The sequence below is a fragment of the Bacillus sp. MMSF_3353 genome, assembly GCF_030733445.1.
GTDB classification, from domain to species: Bacteria; Bacillota; Bacilli; order Bacillales; family Bacillaceae_G; genus Bacillus_A; species Bacillus_A wiedmannii.
This window is the reverse complement of sequence record NZ_JASHJA010000034.1, coordinates 1-22,163: the sequence shown is the minus strand read 5'-3', so window position 1 is coordinate 22,163 and position 22,163 is coordinate 1. Positions and strand designations below refer to the sequence as shown.

The 22,163-nt window shown below is 33.8% G+C and carries 19 protein-coding genes and 1 pseudogene; 13 read left to right on the top strand and 7 right to left on the bottom strand.

Features of this window, described 5'->3' with window-relative positions:
* Positions 1-84: 84 nt before the first annotated feature.
* Positions 85-654: a TetR/AcrR family transcriptional regulator gene (locus RBB48_RS28285; protein WP_306008525.1), complete on the bottom strand. Its 570-nt coding sequence runs from the start codon at positions 652-654 to the stop codon at positions 85-87.
* Between the two features lie 402 nt (positions 655-1,056).
* Here RBB48_RS28285 and asnB point away from each other — a divergent pair, with 402 nt between their 5' ends.
* The 8 genes from asnB (at position 1,057) to RBB48_RS28245 (ending at position 13,906) form a co-directional block, all read left to right on the top strand.
* A complete protein-coding gene (gene asnB / locus RBB48_RS28280; protein ID WP_306008524.1) occupies positions 1,057-2,883 on the top strand; it encodes an asparagine synthase (glutamine-hydrolyzing) in 1,827 nt (608 codons plus the stop codon).
* A 385-nt stretch (positions 2,884-3,268) separates the two neighbouring features.
* Positions 3,269-3,667, top strand: coding sequence for an IS200/IS605 family transposase (gene tnpA / locus RBB48_RS28275; protein ID WP_306008523.1), 399 nt, complete (start codon positions 3,269-3,271; stop codon positions 3,665-3,667).
* Positions 3,668-3,678: 11 nt separating this feature from the next.
* A complete protein-coding gene (locus tag RBB48_RS28270; RefSeq protein WP_306008522.1) occupies positions 3,679-4,791 on the top strand; it encodes an RNA-guided endonuclease TnpB family protein in 1,113 nt (370 codons plus the stop codon).
* Positions 4,792-4,915: 124 nt separating this feature from the next.
* The gene (gene satA / locus RBB48_RS28265; RefSeq protein WP_306008521.1) at positions 4,916-5,473 is read left to right on the top strand and encodes a streptothricin N-acetyltransferase SatA; all 558 of its coding nucleotides are present in this window, start codon (positions 4,916-4,918) and stop codon (positions 5,471-5,473) included.
* A 454-nt stretch (positions 5,474-5,927) separates the two neighbouring features.
* A complete protein-coding gene (locus tag RBB48_RS28260; RefSeq protein WP_306008532.1) occupies positions 5,928-7,760 on the top strand; it encodes a GAF domain-containing sensor histidine kinase in 1,833 nt (610 codons plus the stop codon).
* 1 nt (position 7,761) lies between these two features.
* Complete coding sequence (locus RBB48_RS28255; protein WP_088123113.1) at positions 7,762-8,403, top strand: response regulator; 642 nt, start codon at positions 7,762-7,764, stop codon at positions 8,401-8,403.
* Between the two features lie 403 nt (positions 8,404-8,806).
* The gene (locus RBB48_RS28250; protein ID WP_306008520.1) at positions 8,807-13,048 is read left to right on the top strand and encodes a S8 family serine peptidase; all 4,242 of its coding nucleotides are present in this window, start codon (positions 8,807-8,809) and stop codon (positions 13,046-13,048) included.
* Between the two features lie 258 nt (positions 13,049-13,306).
* Positions 13,307-13,906: a TasA family protein gene (locus tag RBB48_RS28245; RefSeq protein ID WP_306008519.1), complete on the top strand. Its 600-nt coding sequence runs from the start codon at positions 13,307-13,309 to the stop codon at positions 13,904-13,906.
* Between the two features lie 202 nt (positions 13,907-14,108).
* Here RBB48_RS28245 and RBB48_RS28240 read toward each other — a convergent pair whose 3' ends face one another.
* Positions 14,109-14,555, bottom strand: coding sequence for a hypothetical protein (locus RBB48_RS28240; RefSeq protein ID WP_064475128.1), 447 nt, complete (start codon positions 14,553-14,555; stop codon positions 14,109-14,111).
* A gap of 566 nt (positions 14,556-15,121) precedes the next feature.
* Here RBB48_RS28240 and RBB48_RS28235 point away from each other — a divergent pair.
* A complete protein-coding gene (locus tag RBB48_RS28235) occupies positions 15,122-15,592 on the top strand; it encodes a DUF6773 family protein (RefSeq protein ID WP_262720350.1) in 471 nt (156 codons plus the stop codon).
* Between the two features lie 393 nt (positions 15,593-15,985).
* Positions 15,986-16,564: a GNAT family N-acetyltransferase gene (locus RBB48_RS28230; protein WP_306008518.1), complete on the top strand. Its 579-nt coding sequence runs from the start codon at positions 15,986-15,988 to the stop codon at positions 16,562-16,564.
* 187 nt (positions 16,565-16,751) lie between these two features.
* Here the strand turns inward: RBB48_RS28230 and RBB48_RS28225 are convergent, their stop codons facing one another.
* From RBB48_RS28225 to RBB48_RS28215, 3 genes are all read right to left on the bottom strand, one after another.
* Positions 16,752-17,024 carry an HU family DNA-binding protein gene (locus tag RBB48_RS28225; RefSeq protein ID WP_215559147.1) on the bottom strand — a complete coding sequence of 91 codons (273 nt, stop codon included), beginning with the start codon at positions 17,022-17,024 and terminating at the stop codon, positions 16,752-16,754.
* 138 nt (positions 17,025-17,162) lie between these two features.
* Positions 17,163-17,528, bottom strand: a complete 366-nt coding sequence (locus tag RBB48_RS28220) for a hypothetical protein (protein ID WP_306008517.1) — start codon at positions 17,526-17,528, stop codon at positions 17,163-17,165.
* Between the two features lie 281 nt (positions 17,529-17,809).
* Entirely contained in the window at positions 17,810-18,097 is a 288-nt protein-coding gene (locus RBB48_RS28215; protein ID WP_371878402.1) for a hypothetical protein, read from the bottom strand.
* Positions 18,098-18,267: 170 nt separating this feature from the next.
* Between RBB48_RS28215 and RBB48_RS28210 the strand changes: the two genes are divergently transcribed.
* The gene (locus RBB48_RS28210) at positions 18,268-18,693 is read left to right on the top strand and encodes an HD domain-containing protein (RefSeq protein ID WP_306008531.1); all 426 of its coding nucleotides are present in this window, start codon (positions 18,268-18,270) and stop codon (positions 18,691-18,693) included.
* Positions 18,694-18,864: 171 nt separating this feature from the next.
* Here RBB48_RS28210 and RBB48_RS28205 read toward each other — a convergent pair whose 3' ends face one another.
* Positions 18,865-20,700, bottom strand: a complete 1,836-nt coding sequence (locus tag RBB48_RS28205) for a DNA/RNA helicase domain-containing protein (RefSeq protein WP_306008516.1) — start codon at positions 20,698-20,700, stop codon at positions 18,865-18,867.
* 347 nt (positions 20,701-21,047) lie between these two features.
* Here RBB48_RS28205 and RBB48_RS28200 point away from each other — a divergent pair, with 347 nt between their 5' ends.
* Entirely contained in the window at positions 21,048-21,248 is a 201-nt protein-coding gene (locus RBB48_RS28200) for a helix-turn-helix transcriptional regulator (RefSeq protein ID WP_000933886.1), read from the top strand.
* A 4-nt stretch (positions 21,249-21,252) separates the two neighbouring features.
* Positions 21,253-21,546: a hypothetical protein gene (locus tag RBB48_RS28195; RefSeq protein ID WP_306008515.1), complete on the top strand. Its 294-nt coding sequence runs from the start codon at positions 21,253-21,255 to the stop codon at positions 21,544-21,546.
* Between the two features lie 291 nt (positions 21,547-21,837).
* Here RBB48_RS28195 and RBB48_RS28190 read toward each other — a convergent pair.
* Positions 21,838-22,050, bottom strand: a pseudogene (locus tag RBB48_RS28190) (DUF5123 domain-containing protein); the annotation flags it as partial.
* Positions 22,051-22,163 lie beyond the last annotated feature (113 nt).

Here is a 22,163-nt window from a genome sequence, read left to right as displayed (position 1 = left end):
TAAAGCCAAAAAAAGACCACCCTTTTAGGCGGTTTTCTTATTCATATATTTGTACCACAATTATTTTTTTGTATGTGGTTAAAACTAGTTTTTAAGAAGCATATGCTTTAGCAACTGCAGAAATTCTTTATCACTTTTATCATCTTTCATATAATCCTGTTCATAGTTAAAAATCATTCGCACTAACATAAAAGCTGTTAGCGGTAATGGTACCTTATGAAAAGTCCCTTGCTGATAACCTTTTTCAAGCAAATTACTTATCATTTTAATTGCTTCTTCTTCAGATTTTTTAAAACAAGCTATAATTTCAGGTGAATGGTATTCTTTATATTCTTGAAAGAGTGTAGAAACAAATGGGTCTTGATGATATTCTAGGCTGATATAATGAAGGATTTTTTGTATTCGAAGTAAAACATCCTTTTCCTCTTTATATAAATCAAATAATTGTGAGCGTTTAAGTTGAATATGACGCATATAGCAGTCACATAATATTTGAGTTTTATCTGTATAGTAATAATAAATAGTTCCTTTACCAACTTTAGCTTTCTTTGCAATTTCATCAACCGTTGTGTTACGGACACCACGCGTAGAGAACAGTATTGTGGCAGATTGAATGATTTTCATTTTTTTATTTTCTTTTTCTAATTTCATCATCGTCTACACCCTATCCTTGAGATATTTAGCGAAGTTTTCTGTCATTACATTCTCTATCAGTCTATTTGTCATTTATTAACGCCTAATAGAAAGTCCTCTAGTTGCTTCTTATAGAATAACACACATCATTCCTATATCTAGTATATAACCATAATAGAATACGATTTTACATCTTAAGAATAGAAATGAGAGTATGAGATCATAGGTTATTAATTGGATGATGAGAATTCAAGTGAAAGGAGACGGCGATTTCCTCATCGATTGAATAATTTGATTTTTTATTCAATTCATTTTATTATATAAACATGACTAAAAGATGTTTTTAGTCGGATTTTTTTATGAAAAACTGACTGGTATTTGATTTTAGTCGGTTTCTATACTATTTGAGAGAAGGTAGACACTATGTGTGGAATTGCAGGGTGGATAGACTGGTCTAAAGACTTGTCTAATGAACAAGAAACGTTAAAAAAAATGACAGATGCTATCATTCACCGAGGACCTGATGCAGAGGGGCATTGGTTTTCAAAACGAGCGGCATTAGGTCATCGACGTCTCATCGTCATTGATCCTGAAGGTGGCCTTCAACCTATGCTGTATAAAGATGGAAATGATACGATTGGTCTTACGTTCAATGGAGAAATTTATAACTATCAAGAATTACGTAAAGAACTTGAGGAGAAAGGTCATGAATTTCAGACAAAGTCTGATACAGAGGTATTACTACATGCCTATTTAGAATGGCAAGAAGATTGTGTTCAACACTTAAATGGGATTTTTGCTTTTGGTATTTGGGATGAAAGATTTGGGAAATTGATGCTTGGTCGTGATCATCTAGGTGTGAAGCCTTTGTTTTTCGCTCAAAGAGGGAGTGCAATTCTCTTTGGTTCAGAGTTGAAAGTTTTACTTTCGCACCCACTTGTAGATGCAGAAGTAGATAAAGAAGGACTTTCTGAGATATTTTGTCTTGGACCAACACGTACCCCAGGTCATGCGATTTTCAAGGATATACACGAAGTGCGTGCTGGCCATTATATGACGTTTACCTCTAATGGCTCAGATACGATACAGTATTGGAAACTTGAAAGTAAAAACCATATAGATGATATTGATATGACAGTGGAGACAATCCGCTCCATTTTACAAGATACGGTTAAACGTCAGTTAATTGCTGATAGACCAGTGGTATCTATGCTTTCCGGAGGTTTAGATTCAAGTGGTCTAACAGGTTTAGCAGGAAACGAATTTGGGAATAAAGGGGAACACCTTCATACATATTCCCTGAATTTCATCAATGATGAAAAAGACTTTGAGCAAGACTTCCTTCGTTTCGATCGTGATGAACCTTGGGTGAAACGTGTGGCTGAATATGTAGGAACAAAGCATCACTCTATAGAGTTGGGATCAGATAGTTTAATAGAGCATTTATTAACTCCAATGCGAGCGCGTGATCTACCTGGAGTTGGAGAACTAGAAACGTCTCTTTATTTGCTATTTAAGGAAATGAAAAAAGACGCAACAGTTGCACTTTCAGGCGAATCCGCAGATGAAGTATTCTCAGGGTATCCATGGTTCCATCAAGAGAAGTTTCTAGATGCAGAGATATTCCCTTGGAGTGTTAATTTATGGTATAGTACAGAAATTTTATCAGAGGATTTTAAAGCGAAGATTAGCCCTGAAAAATATCAAAAACAAAAATTTGAAGATGCAGTTGCTGAGGTTCCCTTTTTAGAAGGTGAAAGTAATCTGCAAATGAAGCAACGTCAAATGTCTTACATGTTTATTACACGTTTCTTGCCATTTATGCTAGAACGAAAAGATCGCACAAGTATGATGAATGGCTTTGAAGTACGAGTTCCATTTTGCGATTACCGGCTTGTAGAATACCTATGGAATGTCCCATTCGAAATGAAAAGCATAGACAATATTGAAAAAGGTATTTTACGTAGAGCTTTTGAAAATGTACTTCCAGAGGATGTACGTTATCGCAAAAAAAGTGCATATCCAAGCACTAAGGATGCCTCTTATCTACAAGGTATTAGTGATTGGATGTTGCATGTGTTGAACAATCCTGAATCACCTATTTTGCCATTAATTAATGTAGAAAGAGTTCGTGCTATTGCAGAAGGAAAAGACGAAGTAATTTCAGGTAATGATGCACGAGGTATAATAGATTATTTACTTCAAGTTAATAGTTGGCTTCAGGAATATAATATTAAATTAGTATGGTAGATGTAATTTTTAAATAAAGAGAATAGCTGAAACATTAATGACCTAAGTGAACCGCATCTCCAATGTATTAGATAGTTATCTAACATTTGGAGATGCGGTTTTATTATCTTGATTTGCAATAAAGCTAATCAGTTAGTAAATTAGAATTGAATAAGGGACATTGAAAGAACTAGGGGGAATAATATGAATTGGATGTCCCACGTAAAGGAGAATGCGATGAACCTTTTAACGAATTCCTCGAAAGAATTCTCCTTCCTCAAGCGCGTGAAGGGCGTAGCCTAGCGGTAGGTGGAGATGAATTTCGGTTTGGCGTAGCCAAAAGGCTTTGCTTTTTATTTTGCCTCTGATACAATCAGTCTTATAAAGTACAAAGGTTGGTATATAAATGAAATTAGACAGAAATAATCATTCAGTGTTATTGTTGTATTATCATCTTGTGTTGGTCGTAAAATACAGAAGAAATGTGTTTGATGATGATATGTCAGATTATGCAAAAGACATGTTTATCAGGTTATCCGAGAATTACAACATAACACTGGTAGAGTGGAATCATGATGTAGACCGTGTTCATATTTTGTTCAAGGCACATCCGAATACAGAAATGACAAAATTCATCAATGCTTATAAGAGTGCAAGTTCTCGACTAATCAAGAGAGACTTTCCACAAGTGAAAACGAAACTTTGGAAAGAGATGTTTTGGTCAAGAAGTTTTTGCTTACTAACTACTGGTGGTTCGCCAATAGATGTAGTAAAGAAATATATTGAAAATCAAGATGAAAAGTGAGGTGAAATGATATGACAAAGCATAATAAAGCATATAAATTCCGTTTGTATCCAACAGAAGAACAAGCATATCTTATGCGTAAAACCTTCGGTTGTGTACGTTTCGTGTATAACAGAATGTTAGCTGAACGGAAAGAAGCGTACGAAAAATACAAAGATGATAAGGAACAACTAAAGAAACAAAAGCTTCCAACTCCTGCGAAATATAAAGCAGAATTTGAGTGGTTAAAAGAAGTTGATTCATTAGCTTTGGCAAATGCTCAACTAAACTTGCAAACTGCCTATAAGAATTTCTTTAGTGGTCAAAATGACTTCCCAACATTCAAAAGTAAAAAAGACAGAAAGTCTTATACAACGAATGTAGTAAACGGAAATATTATGTTGCTTAATGGTCATATCAAATTGCCAAAACTGAAAATGGTACGTATCAAACAGCATAGAGAGATACCACAAGATTATATGATTAAGTCATGTACGATTTCTATGACACCTACTGGTAAATACTATGTGTCCATCTTGACTGAATACGAAAAAGAGATTGTACAAAAAGAAGTAGAAACATTTGTTGGATTAGACTTTGCGATGGATGGATTATATGTTAGTTCTGAGGGTGAGAAAGCCAATTATCCTAAGTTCTATCGTAAAATGTTAGACCGATTAGCAAAGGCACAACGAGTATTAGCAAGACGCACTAAAGGTTCTGAGCGTTGGAATAAACAACGTATTTGTGTAGCTAAGTTACATGAGAAAGTAGCTAACCAACGTAAGAATTTCCTTCATCATGAGTCTAAAGAGTTGGCTACTCATTTTGATGTTGTAGCTATTGAAGACCTAAACATGAAAGGAATGTCGCAAGCACTTCATTTTGGAAAAAGTGTCGCTGACAATAGTTGGGGAATGTTCACTTCTTTTTTAGCTTATAAACTATACGAACAAGGAAAACAACTTATGAAAATAGACAAATGGTTTCCTTCCACAAAAACATGTAGCAGTTGTGGGAATGTAAAAAACATGTCATTGTCTGAACGAGTATATTCTTGTATATGCGGTGTAAATCTCGATAGGGACTATAACGCAGCTATCAATATCAAAAATGAAGCAATACGTCTATTAGTGTTAGCGTAAATAGCAATAAAATAACCTTTGGAACAAGGGAGTTAGCTCGGCTGTCTAAGGACGAATTCGTTAGCTATCAAAAGTAACGACTAACCGAGAAGCCCCCACTTCAAACAGTCCGTTAGGACGTTAAGTGGCGGGTAGTTCACTTAGAGAATTAGAAGTAGATGATTTAGACAATTTAACGGAGATTGATGATAGTTTTATAGTAAACTCTCGGTTAATTCTTTCTTTTTCAAAAGTAAATAAGCAAATAGAATATACAGTAGAAGACGTTCCAAGTTATGAGAAAAGTTATTTACAAGATCAATATAATAATGAATTAGCATACACTGAATATATAAATAAGCCTGATCAAGTAATTTACATAGCAATTTTACATGACCAAATTATAGGAGAAATGGTATTGAAAAAGAATTGGAATCACTATGCTTACATAGAGGATATAAAGGTGGATAAAAAATATCGTTCACTTGGATTTGGTAGGAGGTTAATTGAGCAAGCAACGCAGTGGGCAAAAGTAAGCAATATGCCAGGTATAATGCTTGAAACACAAAATAATAATGTAGCAGCATGTAGGTTCTATGAAAAATGTGGGCTTGTAATAGGTGGGTTGGATTTTTTAGTATATAAAGGGATACATGAAGAAAGCGATGAAGTTGCAATGTATTGGTATTTGCATTTCAAATGAAAGTACACCAAAACTCGAATATATAAATTCCTCGCTGTTACATTCGGGACAAGCAAATAACTAAAAGAAAAAGGAGGTTTCTTTCCGAGAGTAGGGGGCATCTTTGATCTTGCTACCGATAATCAAATGATGTGTGAATTAGATTTGAATAAAATCAATAGGTAAGTATTTACGGTTGCCTTTCTATTTTTTTAGAATTGTTTTAGTGAACCAAAATTCTATTTTTGTATATATCTTTTGTACTAGTAGATATAAGTCTAAAAGTATGTACAATTACACCATTTAGCTAGTGGGTAAATTTTACGAACTGATATATACTAGTATTGTGTCTTGCCTATTTAGGTGCAGTACACAGCCGGTGATTGGCTAGTGGATGTTCTTCCATTTTGCCAGTGCCGGTTTTTTAGTGGATAATAAAGAAAATGAAGTTTTTATAAAGAAAGAAGGGGTTGTTTTGAAAGATGTAAATTCTATCTTTATGAGAGAAAAGATTGCTAGTTCTTATCTTTATTTTATTTCTTTTCTTGGTTTGGTTACTATAACTATATCTTTACTTGAAATTAAAATCCCTTCTCATCCAACAATACTAATATTGTTGTTACTATTTATGGGGATCGCAGAGTATTTTCCTGTAAGATTTTGGAGAGGAACTAGCTCGCTTACCTTTCCGATCATTTACGCAATGAATTGGCAGTTTGGAATCCATATAACTATTGTTGCTATTGTACTCGTTACGCTAATTATTCATCTGCATCGCCGTTCACCGATACAAAGAATGTTATTTAATAGTACTCAGCATGCACTTAGTTTGATCTTGGCCGAATGGCTCTCAAACAAATGTATGTCCTTATTAATTAATAAAATAGATATGTCGGTTCTGTATGGAAATTTAATATCTTTATTATTATTTTGTGTATTTTTTTGTTTTTTCAACAATCGCTTTTACGATTTGTTAATGATACTTCTTCCGCAGCCATATTTAATTTATCAGTGGTATAAAAAAACTGTAACGGTATTTCTTTGCGAAACTTTTGGTTTCTCTTATGCGGCACTGATGCATGTATTAATTAGTACATATAGTGTGGAAGTAAACGAGATTACAGTACTGTTTTTCTTTTTTCCACTTGTAGCAACTTCAGTGATAAGTTCTTTTTCTGTACGGATAAGGATGGAAAAGGAACGATTATATGAGTTATTTCTTATTACGACCGAAATTAGTCGAGGATTAACCGGAGGAAACTTGAAACATATTAAACAAGCACTCAAAGGTTTTTTTGGCATACAAGCATATGTAATATGGACAAAAGATAATGGGAACTGGAATATTCTATTAAAAGATGGGAAAGTCCGCTCCTATATATCTGATGATTCAGAAAAATTTAGGGCGTTTGAAGGAATCTCTAAAAATCTTGTATTTAATGATTGGAAAGTTGGTACGGCTCCTGGAGATGAAATATTTGATAGTGTTATACGCTCACTTGTATATTTTCCTCTTATAGTAAATGATGAATTAGTCGGAATGTTTGTTGCAGGGAAAAGTAGAAATGCGGGTTTCTTTCCGGAAGATGTACAGTCGTTAGCTACATTTTCTAACCAATTAGCTAACGTTGTTAAAACAAGGATATTGATTTCTGAACAGGAAAAAAGAATGATCTTAGAAGAAAGAAATAGAATCGCCCGTGAAATTCACGATGGTATTGCGCAAACATTAGCCGGGGTGATATTCCAACTAGAATCCGCGCAGAAAAAATACCGTGATAAACCAAAAGATATGCAGCAAATAGTTGAGAAAAGCATAAAAGATTTAAGAGGAAGCCTAGGAGAAGTTCGCTATTCTATTTATGCTTTAAAACCATATCCGACACAACAATTAGGTTTTAAGCAGGCGATAGCAAGTAAAATAAAATCTTTAAAACAAGAATATGAACTAGACATTACCTATCATGAAAGAGGTCATGCACGTGCGCTTAGCTTTTCAAAAGAAAGAGTGATATTTGATACATTACAAGAGAGTTTGCAAAACATTGTAAAACATGCACAAGCAAAAAAGGCTGATGTTTTACTCAGTTATCAAAGTGAGCACGTGCTTTTAAGGGTTAAGGATAATGGAGTTGGCTTTTCACTGTTTGAGTCTATGGTTAAAACGAAGAATGAGCCACATTATGGTATATTACATATGAATGAACAAGCTGAACAATTAGGGGCTACTTTACAGATTGATAGTTCTGTAGGAAAAGGGACAGAAATTACACTGTTAATTCCAGATTCACAAACAAGGGGTGCGTAAAATGATTAAAATATTAGTAGTAGATGATCATGCTTTTTTACGAGATGCAATTCGGAGCATACTAGAGGATGAATCTGATATGAAAGTGGTTGGAGAAGCTAGCTCTGGGGATGAAGTATTGGGAAAAGTAGAAGAATGTGGACCAGATTGTATTTTGATGGATATTAACCTTCCAGGGAAAAATGGGATTGAAGCTACCGAGTTAGTGAAAAAAAAATATCCAAATTGCCGAGTACTTGTGTTTACAATGTATGAGCATGATGAGTATTTAATGGATGCACTCCAGGCCGGTGCTGATGGTTATTTATTGAAGGATTCCTCATCAGAGCAGGTAGTAGCAGCAATTCGAATGTTATATCGAGGCGATTCCGTTATTCATCCGCGTATGACTAAAAAATTAATTACATATCATCAGCAAAAAATGAAAGTAGAATCAAATGAAAATGAACTGACGGAACGTGAAAAGGAAATTCTCTTTGAACTAGTAAAAGGACTTAGTAATAAAGAGATTGCTGAAGTTTTATATATTAGTGATAAAACAGTTAAAATTCACATCAATAAAATTTTTAAAAAGCTAAATGTGAAAAGTCGTTCGCAAGCAGTGATTTATGCAGTCCGAAATCAATTGGTTCCGCTAGATTAAATAAGAAATCTTTCAAAGAACTATCGTGTTGCTTTATTCTGTATCACAAAGAATAAAGGACAAGATAGTTCTTTTGTACTATGTAGGCATAGAATCCTTAGAGAAAAGATACTCCTTTTGTTCAATTTTCAGAATAATCTAAATGTGAAATAATAAAAATAGAATTACATTTTAACCTTGTTAATAATTCATTTTGTAAAAATATTTTGTTGAAAATAAATGATGGGGGGCTCTTATAGAAAGAGTAAAGTGAGTGATTAGCTATATGAGGTATGGGGATGGCAGTAGTGTTGGAAATCTTTCATGATACAAAAGATTAAGATTAATAGAGTTTCCAATGCTAAATGGGAATCTAAGAATCAATTTGTTTCAAAAAATAATATTAAAAATGGGGAGATGCAATATGAAACGAGGGAAATTTGGAAAGATTCTTATTGGAACGTTAACAGCTGGAATGTTATTGTCTCAAGGGATTCCATATAACGTATTAGCGGAAGAGGTAAATACATCTACTTTAACTGGAATTGATGATGCAAATGCTATCTTGAAAGGTCTTACAAAGGAACAACGTAATGCCTTAAAAACGTTAGATACAAAACCAGGTTTTGTTATTGCGCCAGGTATCAATACAGCAAGTCCTAATAATGTGAATGTGATTATAGAATTTAAGCAAGCACCTAGCAAAATTGAGGTATTAAAACAAGCGGCTAAAGGGAAAAAGGTAGCTCTTTCAAATGCGGAACAAAAGGTAGAAGCATCACATAAAGGATTTAAAGCAGAGCTTGAACAGCTTCAAAAGAATAAAGAGAAAGGGACAAATTTAAAAGCTGCCAAAATAACAAGAGAATATAAGAATGCTTTTAATGGTGTAGCGATTTCTTTACCAGCGAATATGATCGAAGACTTAGTTCGTACCGGTATCGTTAAGCGTGTATGGGAAGATCATGAGGTTAAAATTGATTTGCCGAAAGAAACAGCTAAGACTGCTGTTGAACCAAAAATGGCAGATAGTGTACCGCAAATTGGTGTGGACAAGCTGCATGATGAAAAAATAACAGGTAAAGGAATTAAGGTAGGTGTACTGGACACAGGTATTGATTACAACCACCCAGATTTAAAAGATGCATATAAAGGATATCGTGCAAAACAAGGTGAGGACCCAAGTAAAATAGATCCAAACTCCATAAAAGGATGGGACTTTGTTAATAATGATGCTGATCCAATGGAAACAACATATAAGGATTGGCAAAATTCTGGAGGATATCCTGAGATTTATGAGGGAAGTGCATATTATACATCCCATGGTACTCATGTAGCTGGGACGATTGCTGCAGACAAACAGAATAGTGTGGATTATGCAGTGAAGGGCGTTGCCCCAGATGTAGATTTATATTCATATCGCGTATTAGGTCCATATGGAAGTGGACAAACAAGCGGTATTCTTGCTGCGATTGATAAAGCAGTGAAAGACGATATGGATGTTATCAATTTATCACTAGGAGCGTCTATTAATGATCCTTTATATCCTACTTCTGTCGCAGTGAACAATGCGATGTTGGCTGGTGTTGTTACAGTAGTAGCAGCTGGTAATAGTGGTCCACAAGAAGGTACCATTGGATCACCTAGTGCAGCAGCACTTCCCATTACAGTTGGAGCCAGTGACGCTGCAATGACTATTCCAACGTTTTCCGCCGATGCAGGTGATGTACATGTAGATAAGATGATGCTACTTGGAAAAAGCTTTACTGATAAGATTGAAGATTTGAAAGGACAATCCTTATCGGTTGTATATGCAGGGCTTGGGAAATCAGGTGATTTTACAGGGAAAGATGTAAAAGGGAAGTTAGCTCTTATCCAACGCGGTGAGATTACATTTGATGAAAAAATTAAAAATGCTAAGGAAGCAGGCGCAAAGGCAGTAATTGTATATAACAATGTAGATGGGGAAATTACAAGTTATCTTGGGGAAAGTACTTCATCTATTCCATCGTTCCGCTTAACAAAAGTAGATGGTGAGAAATTACAAGCAAAAGCTGTACAAGGAGATGTGTCGTTAGCGTTTGGGGAACTTAGTAATATAAAAACAGAGGGAGATCACTTAGCTGATTTCAGCTCCCGTGGTCCTGCAACTAAAACAGATGATATTAAGCCAGATATTGTAGCACCAGGTGTGTCTATCTTCTCAACCGTTCCAGAATATATTAATGATCCAAAGGATGGAGAAAATTATCCGGTAGCGTATGGACGTATGTCAGGTACATCTATGGCAACTCCTCATACTGCGGGGGTAGCGGCACTCATTTTACAAGAACATCCAAATTATAGTCCATTTGAAGTAAAAGAAGCACTTATGAATACCGCGGTTGACTTAAAAGAAGAGCGTTCTGTATTTGAGGTGGGATCAGGAAGAATTGATGCATATCGTGCAGTTCATGCAGATACATCTATCGAGGTTATCGATAAAACATCAAACGTTGTAGATGATGAAGAAGTAGAAATTGAAGAAAAAACAGGTTCTATTGCATTTGGGTATAAAAATCAAATTGAAACTGGGCCTATTAAAGATAGCCGAAAAGTGTTAATTAAGAACAGCAGTAAAACAGATGGGAAAGAATTTAAATTAGAAGTAGAGTTTTCACCTACAAGTGTAGGTGTGCAAGATGCAGCGAAGAATGGTGTGAAGCTAAACGTACCAGATTCTATTAAAGTAGCTCCTGGTACATCAGGGGAAATTAGTCCTGAAATTATTATTCCGGAAAACGCTGAATTTGGTAGATATGAGGGCTATATTCATATTTCAAATAAAAACAATGAAAAAGAAGTATATCAAGTACCATTCGCAGTTAAATTCACAGAAAAAGGGATTGCGTCTGTGGATTTACTAAGAGATGCAATGGCAACAGATGCATCTAAATTCCATCCATTTATGGAAAGACCTAGTTCGCCTTTGACATTTAAATTAAATAGTCCTCTTGAAACCATTGATGCAGTTGTGAAGGATCGAAAAACAGGAAAGGCATTAGGAGTCGTTGGTACACTTAATGCAAGTAGTCTAACACCAAATGTTGAGTATATGATGTTTTCTGGTATGGGAGGGTATGTACTTCCATTCACAGGAGATCCAACTCATCCAATTGGGGATAAACCTGTTATGTTACCTGATGGAGATTACGAATTGAACTTCGTTGGATATGATAAAGAAGGAAAATCGTATACAAAAGGCGATAGCATAATCATTGATAATGTAATACCTGAAATGAAATTTAAGGATGTAGAACCTGGTATACACGAAGTCAATGATTCCATGTTTAAAGAAGAAGACGGTCAACATGCATTATGGGTGCATGGTAATATTTATGATTCTACAGTAGATGCATTAAAGGCAAAAGGCCTGCAGTATGATCAAAAAGCGAATCAAATCGTATATTATCAAAACTCAGCCTTCCCATCAGGTTGGTTGAATACAATTCAAGCAAATGGTGATTTTAAATTTGGAGTACTTCCAGAGGAAATAAATGAGCCATTAAATTTAAAATTATTTGGATATGACCTTGCCACTGCAGGGAATATGGCAACTGGATATAAAGATTATGCCTTTGTAAAAGAAGGGACAGAATACGCTGTTCCAAGTTATGACAAAGATAAAATAAAATTAGGTGAAAAAATTACGTTAACTTTGAATCTCAATAATGTAAAACAGCTTATGTCAGGTACATTTGAAATTCCTTATTACAAGCAGCTCTTTAAATTTACAGATGTGAAACCAAATCCAGCACTTACGGAATATGTAAAACAACATGGACTGAACCTTAAATTAGAAGATCCGAAGATAAGTGAAGAAGGAACTTGGGAAAACAAGGTGAAAGTTGGCGCGTCATTGGAAGGAAAAGAATTTAAAGGATTAGATGGAGATACACCATTTTTAGATGTTACATTCGAGATGACGAGCGATGAATACTTTAATGATTTAACTGCATTTGGAGTAGATAAGTTCTCTTATACAAAAGTTGGTGCAACAGAAGGCAATGAGATTCCTGTGTTTAAAGATAAATCTTTTGCTATTGTTTCGAAACATTCAACGGTTACAGGATATATTGGTCCGGAAGCTTTCTTGAATGAAGAGGGGTATTTAGGAAAGAATGACTACACAAAACTAGGGGCAAAAGTGTATGCAGTTGGCAAAGATGGAAAGAAATATACAGGAACGATTGGTGATAACGGGCAATTTGAAATTCATAGTGTTCCAGTAAGTGATAAAGAATATGATGTTTTCGTAGAAATGCCAGGTCATTTAAATAGTAAATTAACAACAAAAATAGGGAAAATGCAGGATGGAGAGTTAGTGGGACAAAACTTTAGAGCTGATATGGATGACAACCTTGCTGGTGATGTAAACGGAGATAAAATGGTGGATATTCAAGATGCTAGAATAGCAGCTCTGTCATATGGAAAAGGAAAAGTATCTGTAAAAGATGGAGATATAAATCAAGATGGTGTTGTAGATGAAACGGATATTCGTTTTATTGAGAAAAACTTCTTGAAAAAGGGTCCAGATGCCAAAGAAAATCAGAAACCGAAAGAAAATGTTGGGCCAGTGACGTTAGATAAAATCTTACGCTCTATCGGTTTAGAACCAAAAAAATAAGTGGACAAACTTCTAGAGTAAATAAAGTAATCAGACAATGAATAGCAAATGAAATGAGATTGGCTAACAAATGACCGGTAATGATTCACGGTAATATTACCGGTCATTTTAAAAGTTATAGTCGTTTGGGTACATGAAGTAATTAGTTTAAACTAAGTTCGCTTTCGTTATGGGACAAGGTAGTTGTTTAATTATTATTGTTTGTGGGATGGAAATAAGGTTTGTAGTTTGAACTTTAAAAATAGGGGGACTTGTGAAATGGGTATGAAGAAAAAACTTGGTATGGGTGTCATAACTGCAGCACTGGGCTTATCTTTAATTGGCGGGGGAACATATGCGTATTTTAGTGATAAGGAAGTATCACAAAACACGTTTGCAGCGGGTACTTTAGATTTGAGTGTGAATCCTGAAGTTGTTATTAATGTCGACAATCTAAAACCAGGTGATGAAATGGAGCGCGGTTTTCAATTAGTTAACAAAGGAACCTTAGCAATAGGAGATGTGAAACTCCTGACAGATTACAGTGTAATCGATGCGAAAGGGGATAATGGAAATGCTGATTTTGGTAATCATATCCGTGTTGATTTCTTGTGGAATTTGGATGAAAATGAGGTCCCAATTTGGTCTACTACATTATCTGAATTAAAGGTAGCTACGCAAAATGGAAGTATTCCTGACCTTGTAAAGAAAGGTATTGTAGATCGAGAAGGAAATGGACTTGCTCCTGGTGATGATGATACCTTTTATGTAATGTTCACATTCGTAGATAGCGGTGAAGACCAAAATGTATTTCAGGGAGATGCATTGAAATTAAATTGGACGTTTAATTCCATGCAAACAAGTGGTGAAGAAAAGTAAGTGTAATAATTTGTATACTATATGTTTAAACGTATAGTGCACAATTAATTGGGGGATAAGTATAAGTAACTTTGAACAATATTAAGTTCACCATTTTTATGATGCCACTTTTTCTATAACGGTAAATTCAAATTATGTTTCTATTAAATAAAAAATACATCCTTATAGGGATGTATTTTTTATTTAATGATAATGTTATAAATTATTCTACATGAACCGATATGCTTTTAGATAATACTTGCATTGAGAAAGGAACTCTAGCTTCAAAAGCTATAGTGTTTGTTGAATTTGGTGTGTTTGAGAAGATGTAAGAATCCTTAATACGTAATCTAAATGTTTTTTCAGATCCGAATGGACCAGTATAAGAACTGACTTCGTCTAAAGAACTTCCCGCATATCTAACACCATTAACAGTCAAAGCCTCAGAATATGAATCCGGTGTACCTACTTCACTAACTTTCACATAAAGGTAATCGCCTTTAAGAACAGGAATAGTTAAGTAAGAACTTGCACTATACATTTTGTTATTATCGCCTACAGCACTAATGCTAACACTTCGTAGTGGAGAAGAATCCGCCTTTGAAATAGTTGGTAAAAATGCTAGTGTAAGTGCAAAACACATAGCTAACATGCCCATAAATTTTTTCATATTAACAACCCCTTAGGTATTTATTTAACATCCTGTATTTTACAGGTTAAAAATGTAAATTTAAATATCGTTATATAAAGAATAATTATGTAATTATGCATATTTAATATAAAGTACGCCAAAACTCGGATACATAAATCCCTTGCTGTTACATTGGGGATACGAAAATAACTAAAAGAAAAAGGTGTCTACAGAAAAAATTTCTATTCTTATATTTGTAGGATAGTTTTAGATACAAAAATAAAGAGAATGGTAATGTATATACGTCTTAATGTAATATATATATTGCATTTATGTATTTGATAATTTAATATATAGAATATAAGATTTATAGCATGAAGTCACCATTTACAAATGAGACGTATTTAAAGTCTATAAGTAAAGAGAAAATTGCAAGAGTACAAAAAGTCTAACTCAACTGAAGTTGGTCGATATTGTAAACGCTACGCAACAAACCACTAGTCTTATTGAAAGGAATAAGTCTAACCCTTTTTTAAAGTTTTGTATTTATATAGATGAAAATTAAGATAAATGTTTAGATAAATTATTTTGGGAGGAACTTTAAAATGGAAAAACTAAAAAAATGGTTTTCACTCAGTACACATTCAGATGAAAGAATTCAACAAATCGAAATGAAAATTTGGGCACAATCTGGAATTGTTGTCCTACTTTTAGCTTTTATTGATGTTATCATAAGGGGAGCATATCTACACCGCCCATTCCTAGAATGGATTGCTTCATTAGCCATTATAATTTGTTATATGATATTCTTTTTTATTAAATATATTCTGACTGGCGTTTATGAAACAGATATTAATAATAAAGAACAATTAAATGAAAAATTAAAAGAAAAAATGAGTAATACCTTTATTTTTTGTTTTGTCGCAATAGGTGCTACTACATACAAATATTACTTCCCTAAAGATTTCGGTGGATGGTTAGCAGCAATAGCAAAATTCATTATACTTTTCGTTTTCTTATTTGGTATTCAATATCTTATTACAGTAATAGCTTGGAAGAGATCTAATAAAATTTAATAAATATAGACAAAAAAGCTTATCCTTTAGTACTTAATGATAAGCTTTTTTATTATTTTTGTATCGTTTTTTTGTTTTTGTTGTATTTCCTCCTCTTAGGTTGATTGTGATGGAGTACAGCCAGCAATGTAAGTTTAAAATAACATTATGCTGTTAAAAAAAGCTGTAGGAATGGTGTGTCAAACCATACCACTAGTTAAAGAGAATATATATATGGCGGACCTTTTAAAATAGATATAATTACGTGAAAATTATAGTAAGAAGAGCAAGGAAATGTTTAGTGATTTTAAGCTTATAGCAAATCATTCGATTTATATCCAATTTCATAATCATTTGAAAAAATGATTATGAAATGCCACCTATTGGAGCATCTATTGAAAAGGGGAATAGTTTATGGAATTAGTAAATGATAGAGCCATGTTACGATTAATGCATGTAAATGATATCGAAAGCTTATTTACCATAGTAGAAGGAAAGAAAGAAATATGGAAGTATTTAATAGCTAAAATGGATAGCTATCAAGATATGGAGCAGTATGTTCAAGTAGCAATAAAAGGTTTTGAAGGGGGAACTGATTTACCATTTATTGTTGTGGATCAAAAAACGAATGAAATTGTAGGTAGTACACGTTTGTACAGTATTTCAAATGATATCAAAACGGTTGAACTTGGGCAAACATGGTATCATCCAAGTGTACATCGTACAAGTATAAATACTGAGTGTAAGTATATGTTATTGAAATATGCTTTTGAAGAGTTACATATGTTACGTGTGCAAATAAAAACGGATTTAAGAAATGAAAAAGCACAGCGCGCAATTGAAAGACTTGGTGCTGTAAAAGAAGGGGTATTGCGAAACGAGAGACAATTGCCAAATGGTTATGTACGGGATGCAGTTGTATATAGTATTATTGCAAGCGACTGGCCGGTTATAAAAGAACAACTATTACAAAAACTAGCTGTATATAAATAAAGAGAATATATATAACGCTTCTATATTATTAATGTTTTTATCTACTTTTAGTTTTTATCTATATTTGTGAAAAATGAATAGGGAGGTATCATCTAATCTATATTGGATGATACTTTTTTGTTTTTTGAACAAAAAGGATATTGAAAGGGTCCTGATATGAATATCAAACCCTTTTCAATATGTATAATTATTTCACTGCTTCTTTTAATTCTTTTCCAGCCTTAAAAGCAGGTACTTTTGAAGCAGCAATTTGCATTTCTTCACCTGTTTGTGGGTTACGTCCTGTACGTGCAGATCTTTCACGTACTTCAAATGTACCAAAACCAAGAATCTGTACTTTCTCTCCATTTGCTAACGCATTTGTTATTGTATCTAATAACGTTTGTGTTGCTGCAGCAGCATCTTTTTGTGTAAGTTCAGCTTTTTCTGCTACTACTTTTGTTAATTCTGTTTTATTCATTTTCTGCACCTCTTCATATGTAATTAGGTGACTATTATAACGTGTGATTACTTATGATGCAATTATACTGTACATAGGAAAAGCCATAGCAAGAGCTAGGTGACAATTTCTGTGTAAAAGGCATAAGAAGTTTATTAATTATCGCGCTAAATCTTGTTCATATTTCTTTACTTCTTCCAAAGTTTTAAATGTTAACACATCAAAAACTCCTTTTTCATTCCCACATACAACAACAAAACCATCCGTTGCTTCCAGAACTCTACCGACGCTACCATCTGTAAGCGGAATACTGGTGAGCTGTTTTACGTTCAGTTTTTCTTCTTTTCGAATGTAGGTAGTTATGGGTGTCCCAACAGGAAATGAGTCTGTGATCTCTTTTGTTGTATAAGTGCCATCATCTATTGATTGAGTTTTAGCTGTAATAGAATCAGTTTGAGTGGCGCATCCTGTTGAACATATTAAAAGAATTCCAGTAATAATACTTGCACAAGCTGTTTTTACCATTCACAAAATCCTCCTATAACTGATCGTATTGTCAACCCATTTAGGGTAACAAATTGTATATACGAAGTTTGTTGGATTATGTGAGTCGTAAATTAACAAAGATACAGGTATTTTGGCAGAATGTGTTTCAAAAAAAAAAAGACACCCTAAGGTGCCTTCCTGCGACTTGAACCATCGTAATATGGTATTGGATGCCAATCCAATTATTATTTTATCACATTAAATAATTTTGGTTGTTGAGAAATATAATTCAAATCTATATGTTGTTTACTTTTACTTTGTTAGCTTTTTTTTGTTGTGGATTCTTGAATCTGTTCAGATTTGCTTTTAATTTCATCGGTATTTGCTATCTCGACACTTCCTTGAGCCTTTTTATATTTTTGAATTGAAGCATTAACATTCTGATTAAATGAAATCAAGTTACCAGTTGGTGAAGACATTTGTTCATTAAGCGCCGTTATAATATTATCTATCTTTTTATATTCTTTTTGGTGTTCTTTAGAAGCCTCTGAAACAAGTTTTAATTGTTGCTTCATTTCTGTATGGAGTATATCAGCATGCTTGATCATGGGCTCAGATTCTATTTTTCAAGCGTATTCTTTCTGTAGATTCATAGGGGAAGGGAAAGGAAGGCGTTTTTAATTTTTAAACTTGCTTATTGTGTTTCATTGTGTGAAAATAACCGAAGAAATTATTGAATACAGTACTGATAAATGATAATAGAAAGTGAGCTTTTGTGATGATACCTTATTATATAGAGATAGCTCATGAAATAGCTAAAACTGCCCATGCTGGACAAGTAGATAAAGCAGGAATTGACTACATCAAACACCCTGAGACAGTTGCTAGCTTTGTAAATACGACTGAAGAGAAAGCTACTGCATATTTGCATGATGTCCTGGAAGATACTGAGATAACTGCTAATGATCTGTTAAGTGCTGGTATACCTCATAATATAGTTGAGGCAGTGCAAGTACTGACAAAAGAGAAATACACGCCTTATTTTGAGTATCTGAGCAAAGTGAAAGAAAATTCTCTTGCCCGTACTGTCAAACTTGCAGACTTAAAACATAATTCTGACCGCTCACGACTTGCTAGGATAACAGATAAAGACTTAAAACGATTGGAGAAGTACCGTAAAGCGATTCAGTTTCTAGAGGAATAAAAGAAACAGCAACTTCTATAGTGGCAATCTCTTAGAATACTATTTGTTTGAAGAAAATGCTTCTTGCAAATATTCAAAGGTATTTAATAACGAATTTCAGGATGCTGTAAAATAAAAAAATAAGAGACGATATTCTAAAGGAGTCTAGAATATCGTCTCTTATTATAAGCCTTAAAACATCAATTCAGGAATATGCAAATGATTTTTTAATAAGTTCCAAGTTTCATCTAGAATGGTTTTTGGTGGTATGTAAATAATTGTTCCATCTCGACCTCTGGTTAAAATAACCCTATATGCATTAAGTTTAATTTGGAACGGATCTTCGACACCCCATTGATAGTGCTGCCCCTTCCAAGCCCCATTCTGTAGATACAGATCATCATCCCAATGAACAAGCGTCATATCTAATTCAAGTCCCTGTGTTTGAAATTCAGTTGGGCTATAGTTGAGCGTTCTACAATAGTATTGGGATTCGGGATAGTTAAAGTATTGAGAGATCTTGCTAGGGCGTTCATATCGTTCATCTCTTGGTAGAATAGGGACTTCTTTTTGACGATCGGCGCCACCAGCACAGACAACACCAACTGTTTTTGTATCATCCTGATAAATTTGATGTAAAGTGAGTTTGGCTTTGTCTAAATCCCGCGTAATAAAAAGTTGATAATGTTCTTTCGGTAGATGATGAATAAGCTGTTTTGTTTGTTCAAAATTAGCATCCAATAAAGTATTAATAATTTCATAGTATTTTAAAGCTGCATGAGCACGGAAAGATGAGTTTAAATGTAGCTGAGAATGAGTTCTATAATGTGCTGCATTTGTGAATATAGAATTAGGATATTTAGAGTGAACAGTTACGTTTTTTCCAGCAATCGCATGATTCCACAGGGCGAGACCGCCTTCTTCTCCAGAATAGATCTCCTGTCCGTCACCAATTAAGCCAATTGTTACACTCCACGGCTTATTATTTGTTGTAATATTCATTATAATATCCGGTTCGCTTAAGTTTTGGGCTTTACGATTTCTTTTAGTTAGTGATTGATTGACCTTTTTTGTATCCCATGCTCGTTGGGCCTCATCAAAAATGATGATTTGTTCCTTTGGAATCATTCTCTTTTCGAGAAAATCTATTTTATAGCCATATAGACCTTGTACGAAGGTTCTATTTTTTAGTGTATCTTGTAATACGTCTACTAATGGACCGTTACCAGATAAATAAACTGCATTTTTCATCTCATGTGCAATGGTCAGACCTAAATATGTTTTACCTGCTCCTGGCTCGCCAGATACTAAAATGAGATGATGGGTATTTGTATGTTGGGCTTCTTCAATGATTGAGCGTACAGTCTGTTGTACTTCTGGAAAATTACTGCTTGATACAGCTTTAATGTCAGGGAGCGGTTCATTATTTAAAATAGAACGAGCAGCTTCAAGCATAGAAGGTGAGGGTTCATAGACACCATTGATTATTTCCTCTAGCGTTAAAGTTGGTGCTTCTGTTTTATTTAATATTCGTTTAAGAATGCTTTCCAATCCATCAACTGTTGAAATGGTTACCTGATAATCTTTTTGGAAAAACCAATGTTCACCTTCATAGTTTGTAAGCAATAAAACACCTATGACTTGCATGTTAGATTCTTGAATAGCCGAGTGATAATGTTCAAGATCACGTATATAAAGAGATGTTTGGATATATTCAGAAGGAGAAACGTTATTATAACTTTTACACTCGAGAACTATCAAATAACCATTAATCAATAAAAGTACATCTGGACGACGGCCACCTCCGCGTAAAATCTCATATTCAAAAATAAGTGATGCATCTAAATTAGAAAATCGATTAAATAAATCTTGTAGCTTATTAAAACTATCAATCCATGCTTTCTTTTGTGAAGCTATTTTTGGATCATTTGTATTGGTTTTATAAACATGATTTAGCAATTGTTTAACGAAAAACTGTATATCTAATTGCTTAAATTGTTCAATAGTTCCAGCACAGCCATAGTTCAAGATAAAGGCCTCCTTGAAGTGTAGTAGGATATATGTATATCTTTATTATACGGAATAATATAACTAATTTGGAATAAAAAAGAGTTAAGTCTTTTATTTGAAGTGTTTTATCCTCAATTCTCCAATTAAAATGATGAAGTAAGAAAGGACGAAGGAAGATAATTATTTTATGTTAAGGGAAAATTAACCAAGGCCTACTAAATAATCAGGGATACACCTATGTACTTACAGAATGAATACAGAGTTTTATAATATTTAACAAAATGTTATATATGATATACAAAATGTTAAAAATAGTATACAAAATGTTAAATGAAGGATATTATATTTATAGGAGGTGAGGATAGTTGTTAAACAACCGGATAGTTGTTTGTCGTGCCGAAAAAGGTTGGACACAGCAAGATTTAGGAGAGAGAGTAGGTGCTAGTCGACAGACTATCGCTTCTATGGAAAGGAATAAATATAATCCCTCTTTAATTCTTGCATTTAAAATAGCCCAAGCTTTTGGAAAACCATTAGAGGAAGTTTTCGAATTTAAGGAGGAATAAACAAATGGAATTTATAAAGTATGCTGTAATTATTATTATAGTTTTATCATGCTTAAGTGAATTATATATGTTTAAATTTCAAAAAAGCCAAGAGGCAAGAGATGAGAGAGGTTTAGATATTCAGTATAAAACTACTAATTTTTTATATAATACTCTTTATCTGGGAATAGTTATATTATTTCTCCTTAACATGCTTCAATATATTACAGCAGAACAATTTATAAATATCCTCTTATATTTCTTTATTTCTTTAGGGATAATAAAAGTTGCTTATTCATATTGGAGAAGGAACTATTAAATATAAAAAGAAATACTAAAAATAAGGGGTCATATTTTTAATATACTTGTTCCTGAATTAATAATAGATTAATTTCTGCGGAGGTATTAGTACTTAATATTAGGAGAAATTGGCCGCAGCTTACTAATATAATTATAGATACGCCTATGTACTTAAAGAATAAATGAAGAGTTTTTATAAGCGTGGAAAAATTGCAGTTTCAATTGAAACTGCAATTTTTAATTCATCCTTGCCATTATAGGGGAGGGGATTTGAAGTGTGCTAAGATAAAGTCATTTTAGTAAACTTGCTTCATTTTAAAATAGGTTTGAATGAGGGAGACAATTTGCTAAATACACTATGTTGTTCATTTCCTTCTTGATTCATACCCGCTTGATAAGATGAAAATCCTTTATACGTTTTTCTTTTCCATTGCCATAAGCCATTAGTTTGATCGAACTCACCATAGTATTGATTGTAATCAAGCTTGTTTCCTGTGTTTTTACTAAAATTATTGCTATTGAACTACCCCCACTTTCACTTCGTTTAGAAGTGAAAGTCGGGGATTCCTAAGTAAAGAGTTCTATCGAACTCTAATTGATTAGGCTAACCCCGCAGTCCTTGCGGTTAGAAGCCTT